We start from the raw sequence: 14,812 nt of genomic DNA on the forward strand, positions 1-14,812 counted from the left end.
AACCAATGGAACAAAAAAGACATTTAACCGGACTCAATAACCAGCAGGTATTGGAAAGTCGACAAAAGTACGGGGAGAATATTCTTACCCCACCTCCAAAAGAACCTCTATGGAAACTTTTCCTTGAGAAATTTGAAGATCCGATTATACGTATCTTGCTTATTGCGGCCTTCTTGTCTTTAGGTATAGCTATTTTTGAACATCTATCGACAGGAGAAAAGCATTATGCAGAAACAATTGGCATTTTCTGTGCAATATTACTTGCAACGGGAGTTGCTTTCTGGTTTGAAGTGGATGCAAACAAGAAATTTGACATACTAAATCAAGTCAATGATGATACTCTTGTTAAGGTCATTCGTAATGGAAATGTAGTTGAAGTTCCAAAAAGACAGATTGTTGTTGGCGATGTTGTTCTTGTAGATACAGGAGATGAAATTCCTGCAGACGGAGAATTGATTGAAGCTATATCGTTGCAAATTGACGAATCAACGCTAACCGGCGAACCAATTATTGATAAAACAACAAATTCCGAAGATTTCGAAGCTGATGCCACTTACCCATCAAACTGGGTTATGAGAGGAACGAAAGTTATGGATGGGCACGGTATATATATAGTCAAAACTGTAGGAGATGCCACTGAATATGGAAAGGTGGCCGAGAAGTCTACTGAAATGACAGGAGAGGAAACACCTCTTAATCAACAGTTAGACGGATTAGCAAAATTCATTGGAGTTGTAGGCCTAGCATTGGCGGCACTTACTTTTATCGTTTTATTTGTAAAAGATATATTTGGAGGTACTATTTCATATACATGGGGACAGTTAGGATTGTTATCTGCTGTAATCACTGGGGGATTGGTAGCCCTGATTAAAATTTGGTTGCCAATTGTTTATGATGGTTTTGAACTTGCCGGAAAGGAGAAGAAACTTCCTAAAAGTGTAGATGAAGGAGGTTGGTTAAGATGGATTGCTTTAGGCTTTCTTACAATTGTAGTAATTGCCGGCATTGGCTGGTTGTTTGGCGTAAGTCCAATCGATCCTGATTCTTGGGTAAGTATGGAGACAGCGCGCCATGTGTTACAATACTTTATGGTAGCAGTAACACTGATTGTAGTAGCAGTACCTGAGGGTTTGCCGATGAGCGTAACATTGAGCTTGGCCCTTAGTATGCGTCGTATGTTAAAAACGAATAACCTTGTCCGCAAGATGCATGCATGTGAAACAATGGGAGCTGTAACTGTCATTTGTACCGACAAAACAGGTACATTAACAAAAAATCAGATGCAAGTTGCCGAAACGGCTTTTTCTGCACTTCCAAATCAGAAGCTATCTGATAATACTGCAAGCAAATTAATAATAGAAAATATTTCAATCAACTCTACGGCTCATCTAGATTTCTCCGATAGTTCTAAAGTAAATACATTAGGAAATCCTACGGAAGCAGCCCTTCTGCTATGGTTGAATGAAAAGGGGATTAAGTATATAGATGTCAGAGAAAACACAAAGATAGTAGACCAATTAACTTTCTCTACCGAACGTAAATATATGGCAACCCTTATCAAGAATGCTGATGACAATAAGTATATCTTGTATGTGAAAGGGGCTCCGGAAATAGTTATGAGTAAATGTACTACAGTACTTACCGAAAGTGGAGAGAAAAATATAACAGAAGAAAAAACAGGAATAGATACCTTATTGTTACAATATCAGAATCAAGCTATGAGGACTTTAGGGTTTGCATATAAAGTTTTGGATGATATTACTAAGGATGTTGAAATTAAAGATCTTGCAAAAGAAAACTTAATATTTTTAGGAGTTACTGCTATTTCAGACCCTGTTCGTGAGGATGTTCCCGGAGCTGTTTCAGAATGTCTTGATGCAGGAATAGATGTGAAAATAGTAACAGGCGATACGCCGGGAACAGCCCGTGAAATTGGTCGTCAGATTGGTATATGGAAAGATACTGATACCGATAAAAATATTATTACAGGACCTAATTTCGAAGCTCTTTCAGACGAAGATGCTGAGAAAATAGTTTTGGATCTTAAAATAATGTGCCGTGCACGTCCTACTGACAAACAGCGCTTGGTACAATTGTTGCAAAAGAAAGATGCTATCGTTGCTGTGACCGGAGATGGAACAAACGATGCTCCAGCGCTGAATCATGCTAACGTCGGACTATCTATGGGATCGGGTACTTCAGTAGCAAAAGAAGCGAGCGATATTACTCTACTTGACGATTCATTTAAGAGTATTGCAACTGCAGTGATGTGGGGACGTTCGGTGTATAAAAATATCCAACGTTTCATATTATTCCAATTGACAATAAATGTAGCCGCCTTAATTCTTGTGTTTTTAGGCTCTATATTTGGGACAGAGCTACCTCTTACAGTTACACAAATGTTATGGATCAATCTGATTATGGATACATTTGCTGCGGGGGCTTTAGCTTCATTGCCACCTGACCATAAAGTGATGCGTGAAAAACCAAGAAGAAATAAGGATTTTATAATCATTCCTCCAATGAGGCACCTCATTTTATCTGTAGGTATGATATTTGTCGTTATTCTTCTTGCTATGATGTACGTATTCTCCCAACCGGAGAAGTTGGATGCACTATTTAGCCATGTGAATGGAGACAAAGGCGCTTATTCTCTATCTTTCTTTTTTACATTCTTTGTCATATTACAATTCTGGAATATGTTTAATGCCAAAGCTTTCCAAACCGGAAAATCCGCATTCACAGATATGTCGAAAAGTAAAGGGTTTATTATGGTCGCCATTGTAATCCTTATCGGTCAAATCCTGATTGTTGAATTTGGTGGAGAAGTATTCCGTACAGTACCTCTTCAAATACGAGACTGGTTAATTATTATTATCTCAACTTCATTTGTATTGTGGATTGGAGAAATATCTAGATTAATTAAAAAATAATTATTTCTGGAGATATGATAAAAATAAGGATACTAGTTATAGTATCCTTATTTTGTTTTTAGATATCCTAAATCTCGAACTTTTTCATCTACATAATAATATTTACTATTCAAAGTCTATTCCAACAGAAAATATCATCTCGAATTGCAGAGAGTTCAAATGGCATATCTTCTGTTTTTATCGATTTCTTTTCTTTACTTTCTATTTCGGTTATATAATATTCCCTTATGGCCATGGCAAATTGATTATTGATCAAATGACCAGGACGAATTGCGGTCACAGATCCTTTTATAAATGCACCCACAAGTGCAAGATCGCCAATTACATCCAGCAATTTATGTCGAGCAAGCTCATTGGAGTATGCTAATGGTTTATTCATAATATAGCCAAGCTTCCTTGCATCACGATGTTTGACACCTATTAAGTCGGCAATACGGTCTAGTTCGGATTGAGGTAAAATCGTATCATAGATTATAATCGAATTATCTAAATTTCCTCCTTTGATGAGATTTTCCCGGATCATCGGTTCAATTTCTTTTATAAAAGCAAAAGTTCGTGCCGAAGCTATTTCTTTTGTAAAATCAGATAGATTACCTAAAGATGCACTTTGACTTTTTAGCAAAGGAGAATCGAATGTAATTTTTGTTTTGATATCAAAAGAATTTCCAGGCATCAATACCATAGATGAATCATTCTCTTTATCTACTATCCGAATTCGCTTTCTTTTGAGTGATACATACTTTCTAGGTGCATTTTGTTCTTCTGTACCAATTTCCTTGATTTTGCTCAAATATAGAATAGAGCTGCCATCCAATGCTGGAAATTCAGGCCCATTTATTTCAATCAGACAATTGTCTATTTCACTCGCATATAAAGCTGCAAGGGCATGCTCTACGCTACCTGCTGATGCGCCATTTTCATATAATGTTGTACCTCTTTGACTATCAATCACATTCTCGGCTAATGCATTTATGATTGGTTGCCCCATAATATCCGTACGTTTTATCTTATAGCCATAATTGTCGGGCGCAGGATTGAATGATATTGTAGTTTTTAGTCCTGAGTGTAATCCTTTTCCTTCAAGTGAAAAGCTGTTCTTTAATGTTCTTTGCTTTTTCATATCTTTATTAAACATAATAGAAATTACCACCTTGAAGTTTGATTTATCTCATCTCTGGAGATATATCTAAGATTGGATAATTCTATCGTAATGAATTTACTTTTAAATATATTCTACTCTCGTATTCTACAAAGGTGTAATTATTAAGGAATACTTCAACTATCTAATCTGCGACAAAAATGTCCTGTTATTCGTATTTTGGTTTAAACTAAATTTTTTATTTGCAAAAAAAATCCTTTATTGCAGACTGAAATTGTGTTGATGATTGAGCAAATTAGGACATATTAATCGAAGTTTGGAACGTATAACATTTATATTAAAATACGAACTTTGTTTATAACGATTAAAAACTATAGACTATGATTAAGAATGATATTGGTTTAAATGCAGGTACAATCTGGCATTTGTTGTCGATAAATGAAGAGTTATCTATCAGACAAATAGGTGAAATGACATCATATGATGGAGTAATGATTACCTTAGCTTTAGGTTGGCTTGCCAGAGAAGGAAAAATTCGATTTAGTAATAAGAATGATGTGTTATTCGTTGGATTAAATCATTCTGCAACCGATATGTATTATTAAAATTAATCATACATCGTTTACATAAATATATAATAATGGAGAAAACATTAGTGATATTAAAGCCCTCCGCTATTCAAAGAGGACTTATTGGAAACGTCATTTCCCGATTCGAAAATAAAGGTTTACACTTAATAGGATTGAAAATGATACAGCTAAATGATGAGATACTTAATATTCATTATGCTCATTTAAAGGATAAATCTTTTTTTACTGATGTAAAAGAATCTATGATGAGCTGTCCTGTTATAGTGCAATGTTGGGAGGGAGTGGATGCCGTTAATGTAGTGAGGAAACTTATTGGCAAAACTAATGGACGAGAAGCGACTCCCGGAACTATTAGAGGTGATTTCTCAATGAGTGCCCAAGAAAATATAGTGCATGCATCTGACTCTTTGAGTTCTGCTGAGATTGAGCTCAGTCGCTTTTTTGGTAAAGGCGAATTATTTGATTATAAAATATCTATGTCCTCAAGTTTATATGGTAGAGATGAACTGTTATAATTCATCTCTACCAAATCTCTTCCTATTTAGATGTCGTTATAACAAGTTCTTTTCCTTGTTTTAATTCGTCATGTGTAATAAAATAATTATTAATGCTTTTATCGCCATAGATAACTTTTTCAATTTTTTCTCCTTTTCCTTTTTTTATGATTGTAAATTTATTTTCTCCCAGATTAAATACAACTTTATCAAATAGAGGAACGGTTATAATATATTCGGGGTCAGCTGGTGAATAAGTATACAAGCCAATTGCATTGAGCACATACCAAGATGACATCTCTCCGGCATCATCCATCCCTGCATAAGCCAATCTTTCTGGCCCCATACGATAGAATTCATTCAGAATCTTATTCAGAATTTTCTGAGCTTTCTCTTGTTTATCTATGAAATAGTATAAGTACGGAGAACTATGTCCGGGTTGATTGCCATGACAGTATTGCCCGATAAAAACAGTCATATTATGAGCTTCATAATTTTTCCACGGAATAGAAAATAAAGAGTCTAATTTATTCTCAAAAGCATCTTTACTCGGATATAAAGCGATAAAGCCTTCAGGGTCGTGCGGGGCGAAAAAAGTTGATTGCCAACCATTCGCTTCTCGATACATATATTCGTAAAAAGGACGTTCTGGGTCGAATGGTGTAATCCATTCCCCGTTATTTAAGCGTCCACGCATCAACTGTGTTGAAGGATCAAACAGATGTTTATAGCTGTTTGTTCTCATCATCAATTTCTCATAGTTCTTCTGATCACCTAATTCTTTTGCTAATAATGCTGTCGCATAATCATCATAAGAGTATTCTTGTGTTTTAGTTACTGCTGCCTTAGCTACAGTTTCCAATTTAGGTTCTTTTATATCTTCTTCTGAGATCCAGCCTCTTTCTATATACTCTTTTATATGAGGTCTTCCTCCTTTTCCTTCTACAAAAGCATTATTTAATAATAATTTATATGCCTTTTGTATATCAAAGTTCTGAAGTCCTCTCAAATAACTTCCTGCGATAAATGTAGAAGCATGATCTCCATGGAAGAAAGTAGGCATAAATCCTTTTATCTCCCCACGATCTGTTATCGATTTGATAACATCAGTAGCAACATCGGGGGAAATCATTCCTAGTAAAATTAATTTATTTCTATAGTCGTCCCAAAAAGATGGATCACTATAATACCGGAAACCCTTATTTGCAATTTCACCATTTGCATCAATAAATTCGCCATTGATATCACTTAGCAATATAGGCCATAAAAATGCTCTGTAGAAAGTCGAATAGAATGTTTCTTTTTGATCTTCAGTTCCTCCTGATATTTGGATCTTGGATAATAAATCTTCCCAAGAATTTGTAGCTTCATTCCTAACTTGAAGAAAATCTTTAGATAACATTTCTGATTCAAGATTCTCTTTTGCATTTTCAATGCTCACATAAGAAAAACCTATTTTCATTTCTAAAGGGATATTGACATCCTCATCGTCAACAAAATTAACAACACTGACTTCAGTCTCCCCTTCTTTTAAAGATTCTATTCCTTTAATTTTATGATTTGTTACTGCATAAAAATAAAACGTAGACCCTGTTTTTTGAAAGCCGGTAAAAATATTATCTCCGGATTGCCCTATTTCCCAATCTCTTACATGTTCATTTGAACGAGCTAAATCTGCTATGATCTTTTTATTTTTTCCGTCTTTATATGTATATTTATGATATGCACATCGTAAAGTAGAAGTTACCTCTGCATTTATATTATATTTTTCAAGAAATACCTGATAGTATCCGGGGCTGGCTGATTCATTGCCATGACTATATGGGGAATAATAATTCTTTGGAGAAATGTCTCCACTAGCAGCAATAAGAGGAACATAACATAAATTCCAATGTCCTTTACTTGTATGAGTAAAGGCATAAATAACAGAATCTTCGTATTGATAGCCTGAACCGCTTCGCCACATAGTTACAGGTGTTACCTGCACCATAGAATTAGGAACTGATGCTCCAGGATATGCTTCTGCACCCCATGCTCTACGAGTAGGAGTATATCCTAAGTCTATACTATCCCATAATGTCGTTGTTCCTATAAACGGATTGACATAGTCCGTCAGCCGTTCCTGTTTTGTAGTAGAGCAATCGACAAAAAGTGCCGATAAACAAAATAAAATAATAAGGTTGAAGTTTTTCATAAAAAAGAATATTAATAATGCGAATAGAGAGTTTGTATAAAACACAAACTCTCTATTCTGTTTCATTTTAGATATTATTATTTCTTAGAACTTACCCATATTTCATAGGCTGCTTTCGCTTCTATCATCATACATCCACTCGCCTGTGATGTAAGCTGAGTTATTCCCACAGGGGCAGAGTCCCAAGCTGGTCCGAATAATAAGTCTTCTTTGTAAACTCCAGAAGACCAAAGCACGTTTGCATTATTATTAAAGAAAGTGATGTATTTGTTCCGATACGAATCCGGGAGTTCATTCACCTTAATTAACTCTAAGAAGTAACGAATAAATATCCCTTTGAAAAGTCCATTATCGCCACTACCTTCTTCTCGTAGTATATTATTACTTGTATTAATGAGGCTTGAAATAGTATAATTGGCTACTTTCTGAGCATCATTTAAATATGTTCTATCTCCTGTAATACTAAATAGTTCTACAGCAGCTCCAATATAAGTACCTTGATTATATGTCAACGCACCACCTTTCACTTCGTTTGTTGCAGCAACGATATGATCGCTGATTGCTCCCGTAGCTCTGTTCACTAATGTATTCTTTTGCCATTCATATATTTTTTCGGCCCATTCTAGGTCTGATTGATCATTAGTAATATTATACATACGTGCACCAATAATTGCGGCAGGTCCATTTGAGCATGCATTTTTAGTAAGCTGTACATTGGGGTTAGTACACCAAGTTATCCCCCCTCCTGCATCTTCTGTCCATGCATCTTTTATCCAGCCCCAAAGTTCCTTCGCTGTATTAAGATATTTTGCATCTTTGGTAATATCATATATTCTGAGCATGGTTAATGCATTCCATTCCATATCATCAACATAGTCGTTCTTATATGTGTTACCATTTTTCACTTTGATACCGGCATACCATTTATCGAAATATGCACTATACTTAGCATCATTAGTTCTCAGATAGGAGTCGATTAAAACATCCATTGCATGGGCATTAGGCCAATAATGAAAATCAGTGGTAGTACCATCGTTTCCATAATTGAAATAATTGGCTGATGTATTCCAGAAGCGATCAATAAGTGAATTTGTCGTATTATCCGCTGCTGCTGACCAATCTACATTTGTCCACTCGTCGTATGTATACTCATCATCTACGTCTCCACACGATTGTAAAAAGAACAAACTAAGTGACAGAAATGTATATATTATTTTTCTCATAAGTATTTTACATTGTTGGAAATACCTCAAACACCTATTCGCCTTAATTCTTAATAAATTTCGTATACGAGTTAAATGTCTGAGGCAATATCCTAATTTTTATTTTGAAACCTCATGTGTATATTGATCTCCGTGCATTTTTACAGTAAGGGTAACATTTGCACCATCAAACTCACTCGCAAATTTCCATTTCGGATCCCATTGAGGGTTGCCTAATGAAGCTGTTAAATATACTTTAGTATCATAGTAGCTGGCTGCCCCAGAAGGTGTTCCATCTTCATTTGTATTCTTAGGACCCCAGTCTTCCATAATTGAAGTTCCGGCTGAATCTTTTGTTGTAACTCTAAATTTATAACGTTGATCACGACCCCAACTTTCTTGTTTAAAGTTAACAGGGCCAGTTCCTTTCCATGTACCGTTTCCTATATATGCCAGATTCCATTCAACTTTATTATTAGGACAGAACCAAAATCCTACATTTGCAATTTCGATAGGAGAGGCAGGCGAAGCTGTATTAAAGTCCAGAATTATACGATATACTCCGTTTAGGGCATTTGAAGTACTTCCTTCCCCTTCTTTTATCATATTATTTTCTATATAAAACTCACGAGGCGTTCCAGCTTTAGCATCGACAAACTTATATGTTCCTCCAGGAATAAGTTTTACATATACTTCATATTCACCTTGAGCAGTTCGAGTCATTTGTATTGCATTTGCAATATCGTCCCCTGCTTCACTACCACTACCGGTAATAAACACTTGGTCTGGCAGCTCTGCAAATCCGACAAAACGAGTAAGTGTTAGTTTTCGAAATGTTGTAGAAAGTACTTGGTTAATTCCACGAGAAGATCTTACCGCCCATTTTACAGTCGTTGTTTCTCCGGGCTCAGCACCGGCATATCCTGCAGCTTTACTTAATATTTTATGAGTTATAGAAGCTCCATTGGAATATCCGTTCTGATCAGAAGCTATAACATAAATTGGATTAGAAAAGTCTCCATCTTCCTTATCAAATAATACTTCGTATAGGGGAGAACCTCCGTCTTCGACAGCAGCTGGCTCCCAAGAAAAATACAATGAACCTGTAGGAGTTAAATTTATAGCTTTTCCATCAGACGGCTCATATAGTGTATTGATAGCTGTTACTTAAGCATCTGAAAAATTCATATCGTCACTTTTACAGCCAGTGAAGCCTATTACAAATAGAAGTAGAATCAGTATTTTATTTAATATTGTTTTCATAATTGTTGTATTTGATTTTTTATGATTTTTAGTTTGCATATCCAGGATTGTTTGGCTTCAAATTTGGGTTCAGTTGAATTTGCGAACGTGGCACTGACCATAAATAATCTTTATTCTCATTAAACTTACGAGTATCAAGCGTAATGTATGCTGTATTATTATTTGCAAATTTTGCCCCATGAACTACACCATTGAGATATTTAGAGCCTTCTTTCCAGCGTATGATATCATAATATCTAAGTCCTTCGAGAGCTAACTCACTACGACGTTCACGATGTATCAATTCACGCATTTCTGTCGCAGACAAAGCTGATGGATAATTTAAAGCATTGCCCGAAAATCCTGCACGTAAACGAATAGGCTTGATAGTTTCATTCCAAACTGTTTGGCTCATTTTATTCTGCTCAAACATAGCTTCTGCATGCATTAGTAGTACATCAGCATAACGGAACATAATGATGTTATTATGCTGGCTATAATTCGATTCAGAGCTGGTTGATTCTGGATCATAGTATTTACGAATATAATATCCTGTTATAGAACGGTTTGAATTTGTACCTTGCCATGCATCCGGAGTATTCGCTCCTGATTTTGTTTCTATGGTAACGCTTGTTCCATCCGGTTTAGTCCATTTATATCCATTATATACAACAGTATATGTCAATCTAGGATCGCGATCTTTGTATGGCTCACTTTCTTTATAGCTTGGATCTTTATCTATTGATAATCCGTTCACTGTAATGTAATCATCTACCAGCTCTTGAGTCGGAGCACAACTATTAAGAAAAGCTCCTACAGACATTGGTACCCTAGAATACATCTCATTCCAAGTACGGTAAGATGTAGTATACCCATAGTCCAGAATAACTTCTTCGTTATATTTATTTTCGGTATGGAACAGGGCTTCATAATTATTGAATAGACCATATGTTCCATATGTAGCTTGTTCATTTATCAATTTGGAAGTACACTCTTCTACTTTACTCCAATTACTTTCATACAAATAAGCACGTGCTTGAAATGCTAGAGCAGCCCCTTTTGTTATGCGCCCATTGTTTTCAGCTGTAAAACTTGAGTTACGAGCAGGAAGGTATTGTACTATATCATCCAATTCATCGTGAATAAATTTTAATACTGTGGTCTTAGATGTACGACTTATGGTTTTTGAGTCTGACAATGAGATATCTGAAGTGAAAAATGGAACATCACCATAGAAATTAACCAATCGGAAATATATAAAAGCCCGAATAAAGCGTACTTCTGCTTTCCTCTGTTCTTTCAACGCAGCACTCATTTTAGGTACTTGGTCTACATTTTCTAAAAATTTATGACAGGTTTTGATTCCTTCATAAGCCCATTTCCATTCACTAGCAAAGCGGCCTAAAGACGGATCAGCCAATCCGTTACGTATCATTCGGCCGTCGTTGTTGTCACGTCCTTCGATCACATTATCAGAGAGCCCTTCATCATTCCATAGTTTTCCAGCACCATACATCTGGCTATAAGCCATATTAACAATCGACTCGGCATTTTCAGTAGATTGCCAGAATGTAGCATCTGTATATTTATTTGTAGGTTCTTGATCCAAGCTATTACAAGAGAACAGAAAGGCTGAACCGATACAAGATAAAATTATATATTTGAGTTTATCTATTTTCATATATTATCTGTTTGTTTAAAATTCTATGTCAAATCCAAAACCATAATACCTTAGAGTAGGATAATTTCGGGCGCTATTTGCAGAGCCTGACATGTTTGCATTGAACTCTGATGATTCCGGATCAATCCATGAGTTTTTACTGAATGTCAATAAGTTTTGTCCATTAATGTATGTACGTACTTTTCCTAATCCTATTTTACGGGTTAAATTTAGAGGCAAAGTATATCCTATCTGAATGTTTTTTAAACGTAAATAACTTCCATCTACCAGGTTGATCTCAGATCCCATCCCATAGTTGTTTTTGTTAGAAGTGGAACCTATAGCGGCTAAGCGAGGCCATTCAGCACCGGTATTAGTTGGAGTCCAATAATCTAACTGATGCTTGTATATTGTGTACGAATAGTTACTATGAAACGGCTCTACCAACTCTCCACGTACCATCATATCACGTTTGCCTACACCTTGCCAAAACATACTGAAATCGAAATTCTTCCATGCTACATCGTAAGTGAATCCAAATGTATAGCGAGGGAAAGCATTTCCTAATACATAACGGTCTTTTGCGTCAATAACTCCGTCACTATTACGGTCGATGTATTTAGTATCTCCAGGACGTAAATCTGAGGCTGAAACACCAACAGGAAGAGCTGATGATGCGATCTGATCCATTGATTCAAAATAGCCGTCTACTTTGTATCCATAATATACATTGAAGGGAAGGCCGATCCTAATCAAACGTGAAATTTCATCAGAAGTACTTATCTGCTCATTTCCAATAAAGCTGGTTACCTTATTCCAAGAATCACCAATGTTGGCTGAAAAAGTATGCTTAAAGTCTTTTGTGTCTAAATGATAGTTGACTACCAACTCCCATCCTTGATTTTTCATTTCACCCATGTTATAATTCTTCAGTCCACCTCCAAATACAGTTGGAATTTCAGGATTTAGCAAAATATCTTTTGTTGTTTTATGGAAGTAATCGAATGTAGTATTTAAAGCTCCTTTTAGAAAACTAGCATCAAAACCGATATTAAAGTTATGCGAGGTTTCCCATTGCATATCTACGTTTCCATAATTGAAGCCTGACCCTACAACAGCCTTGTCATTAAATACGTATGTATTTTGATAACTATCATAAGTGGTAATCGTTTGATACGAAGATATACGTTGATTTCCTAATATACCATACGATGAACGAATCTTCAGATCTCCTATCTCATTTTTGTAGAAATCCATGAATTTTTCTTCTGAAATTCTCCACCCTAAAGAGCCCGATGGAAAGAATCCCCAACGATTACCTTTGGCAAATATAGAAGAGCCATCTTCCCTAAAACTGAATTCAGCATAATATTTATCCATGAAATTATAGGACAAACGGCCTAAAATAGATGTGATACTTCTTTTTTCTCTGCCTAAAGATGTGCTTCCTGTTATTTTCTCAGAGTCTATACTTACTCCTAGATCATTCGTTTTCTGGTGTTTAATCTCATTACTTTTGAAAGTATAAGATTCGTTAGATGCTCCGAATAGAACAGAAAGATTATGATTTTGATTAAATGTTTTCTGATAATCCGCTAATAACTGATAATTCATCAAACGTTTATTTTCATTGTAATCTTCTGTACCTCCATCTGGATTCATGTATGCTATAGGTTCCTCTGAACCACTCATATACATAGGAATAGATTTCCTTCGAATAAACCGATGATAATTAAAGATATCTGCACCTAGAATACCTTTTAACTTCAGACCATCAACTATTTTTACCTCTAAACCGAGATTAACATTAATATAGTCAGTATTTCCTTTCTCAAAACCACTTTCTTTAAGCCCCGCCAAAGGGTTTTGGTCTGTAAGAAGATCATTTACTAGATATCTTCCCGTTTCATCCTGCAATCTATTCCAATAATAAGTCGGTATACGAGACGAGTTGATGATAGCATTACCATCTACGCTCTTTTTGCTGTCGTCACGAGTATAACCTAATATAGAAGTTAATTTAAATCTTCCATATTCAGTTGTAATATTCGAACGTAAATTATAACGGGTTATACCATATCCAGGACCTTTATAATTACTTTCCTGATCAAAGTAACCACCCGAGAACATATAAGTAGTATTCTCATTTCCTCCTGATACACTCACATTATATGTCTGCTGAAGTGCTGTTTGGATAATTTTATCGTAGTACCAATATTCTTCGTTTTGATGTGCATATAAATCTTGAATTTGCTCGGGAGAATATTGAGGTGCTTGATTTGTATTGGTTAAAGACAAATTCTTTAGCGTAGCATTCTGATAGCCAGAAACCGGTCTGAAAAGTATTTTAGGATCTTGTGCTCCAACTTGTCCATTTAATCGGACCATTGGGCGCTGATTCTTTTTACCCGTTTTTGTTGTTATAAGAATTACCCCGTTCGATGATCGGGAACCATAAATAGCCGCAGTCCCTGCATCTTTCAGTACAGAAACATTTTCTATATCGTTCGGATTTAATTTATTCAAACTAGCATCGTCTGATACCAATCCGTCGATAACGATAAGTGGAGCATTATCATTCATTGTTGAAAGTCCCCTTATGTTTATATTCATGCTATTATTGTTCGGGTCCATACTTTTCTGTTGTATGATCAAACTTGGAGAGGCTCCTTGAAGTGCTTGTGCCATATTGGACGAAGGCCGATCTTCAAGCATTTTAGATTTCACCTGATCTACAGCTCCAACGACACTCTTCCGCGTAGTTGTACCATATCCAATCACAATAATTTCATCTAGAATTTTAGAATCTTCAAGTAGGGTAACAGCTATATTGGTCTTATTTCCTACAAGGATTTCCTGCGAAACGAATCCCATATAAGAGATTACCAAAAAATCTGTACTGGAACAATCAATGGAAAAGTTTCCATCAATATCAGTTGTAACACCTTTCGATGTTCCTTTGACTACGATAGTAGCTCCAATTAAGGGCTCTCCAGCGTTGTCTTTCACTGTGCCATTAACAGTCTTTGCGATAGACTGTTTGGCTTCGTTCAAATGGTTTTCTCCTGCATGTGTGAGCAAAAGTGGATTCACCAATAAGAATCCGCTCAGAATGCAAGTAAAAATTGTTTTATACTGCTTTTTAATCATAGAATGGTTCTTAGATTTGTTTTTGTTTTTTTACTAAGAGTTAGGGGATTTAACCCATTTTGAGAATGTTTTGTTTTTCACTGTTTTTCAGTGTCTATCCGGAGATAGAAAAAATTGCTAGCTGATCAACCTTCATTTTTCGAGAAATTTTAATGACTCTTTCTTTTTATCTAATATTTATTAGAATTATTACATAGACTAAATTTTTAAAAAGTTAATTAATCAATATTAAATTAAAAAAAGAAAAT

9 protein-coding genes are annotated in these 14,812 nt (G+C 35.6%); 3 read left to right on the forward strand and 6 right to left on the reverse strand.

Annotation, left to right across the window (positions count from 1 at the left end; all coding sequences use genetic code 11):
* Positions 1–5: 5 nt before the first annotated feature.
* Positions 6–2,933 (forward strand): calcium-translocating P-type ATPase, PMCA-type, encoded by a 2,928-nt coding sequence (locus JGH11_RS08385; RefSeq protein WP_201111132.1) that lies wholly within the window; start codon positions 6–8, stop codon positions 2,931–2,933.
* A gap of 109 nt (positions 2,934–3,042) precedes the next feature.
* Here the strand turns inward: JGH11_RS08385 and JGH11_RS08390 are convergent, their stop codons facing one another.
* Positions 3,043–4,053, reverse strand: coding sequence for a UDP-3-O-acyl-N-acetylglucosamine deacetylase (locus tag JGH11_RS08390; RefSeq protein ID WP_201111133.1), 1,011 nt, complete (start codon positions 4,051–4,053; stop codon positions 3,043–3,045).
* Between the two features lie 359 nt (positions 4,054–4,412).
* Between JGH11_RS08390 and JGH11_RS08395 the strand changes: the two genes are divergently transcribed.
* Together JGH11_RS08395 and ndk are read left to right on the forward strand one after the other, a co-directional pair.
* Complete coding sequence (locus JGH11_RS08395; RefSeq protein WP_201111134.1) at positions 4,413–4,637, forward strand: winged helix-turn-helix domain-containing protein; 225 nt, start codon at positions 4,413–4,415, stop codon at positions 4,635–4,637.
* A gap of 35 nt (positions 4,638–4,672) precedes the next feature.
* On the forward strand, positions 4,673–5,137 hold the full coding sequence (gene ndk / locus JGH11_RS08400; RefSeq protein ID WP_201111135.1) for a nucleoside-diphosphate kinase: 465 nt from the start codon (positions 4,673–4,675) through the stop codon (positions 5,135–5,137).
* A 22-nt stretch (positions 5,138–5,159) separates the two neighbouring features.
* Here ndk and JGH11_RS08405 read toward each other — a convergent pair whose 3' ends face one another.
* From JGH11_RS08405 to JGH11_RS08425, 5 genes are all read right to left on the reverse strand, one after another.
* Positions 5,160–7,310, reverse strand: a complete 2,151-nt coding sequence (locus JGH11_RS08405) for a GH92 family glycosyl hydrolase (RefSeq protein WP_201111139.1) — start codon at positions 7,308–7,310, stop codon at positions 5,160–5,162.
* Positions 7,311–7,387: 77 nt separating this feature from the next.
* Complete coding sequence (locus JGH11_RS08410) at positions 7,388–8,533, reverse strand: glycoside hydrolase family 76 protein (RefSeq protein ID WP_201111136.1); 1,146 nt, start codon at positions 8,531–8,533, stop codon at positions 7,388–7,390.
* 99 nt (positions 8,534–8,632) lie between these two features.
* Positions 8,633–9,670 carry a SusE domain-containing protein gene (locus JGH11_RS08415; RefSeq protein WP_370567579.1) on the reverse strand — a complete coding sequence of 346 codons (1,038 nt, stop codon included), beginning with the start codon at positions 9,668–9,670 and terminating at the stop codon, positions 8,633–8,635.
* A gap of 133 nt (positions 9,671–9,803) precedes the next feature.
* Positions 9,804–11,435: a RagB/SusD family nutrient uptake outer membrane protein gene (locus JGH11_RS08420; protein WP_201111137.1), complete on the reverse strand. Its 1,632-nt coding sequence runs from the start codon at positions 11,433–11,435 to the stop codon at positions 9,804–9,806.
* Between the two features lie 15 nt (positions 11,436–11,450).
* Complete coding sequence (locus tag JGH11_RS08425) at positions 11,451–14,564, reverse strand: TonB-dependent receptor (protein WP_201111138.1); 3,114 nt, start codon at positions 14,562–14,564, stop codon at positions 11,451–11,453.
* Positions 14,565–14,812 lie beyond the last annotated feature (248 nt).

The sequence above is a fragment of the Dysgonomonas sp. Marseille-P4677 genome, assembly GCF_016652235.1.
Classification (GTDB): Bacteria; Bacteroidota; Bacteroidia; order Bacteroidales; family Dysgonomonadaceae; genus Dysgonomonas.

Bases quoted from the DNA above. Each gene is read 5' to 3' on its own strand.
- JGH11_RS08425 (WP_201111138.1), bottom strand. From the start codon at position 14,564: ATGATTAAAAAGCAGTATAAAACAATTTTTACTTGCATTCTGAGCGGA.
- JGH11_RS08395 (WP_201111134.1), top strand. From the start codon at position 4,413: ATGATTAAGAATGATATTGGTTTAAATGCAGGTACAATCTGGCATTTG.
- JGH11_RS08420 (WP_201111137.1), bottom strand. From the start codon at position 11,435: ATGAAAATAGATAAACTCAAATATATAATTTTATCTTGTATCGGTTCA.
- JGH11_RS08385 (WP_201111132.1), top strand. From the start codon at position 6: ATGGAACAAAAAAGACATTTAACCGGACTCAATAACCAGCAGGTATTG.
- ndk (WP_201111135.1), top strand. From the start codon at position 4,673: ATGGAGAAAACATTAGTGATATTAAAGCCCTCCGCTATTCAAAGAGGA.
- JGH11_RS08390 (WP_201111133.1), bottom strand. From the start codon at position 4,053: ATGAAAAAGCAAAGAACATTAAAGAACAGCTTTTCACTTGAAGGAAAA.
- JGH11_RS08405 (WP_201111139.1), bottom strand. From the start codon at position 7,310: ATGAAAAACTTCAACCTTATTATTTTATTTTGTTTATCGGCACTTTTT.
- JGH11_RS08410 (WP_201111136.1), bottom strand. From the start codon at position 8,533: ATGAGAAAAATAATATATACATTTCTGTCACTTAGTTTGTTCTTTTTA.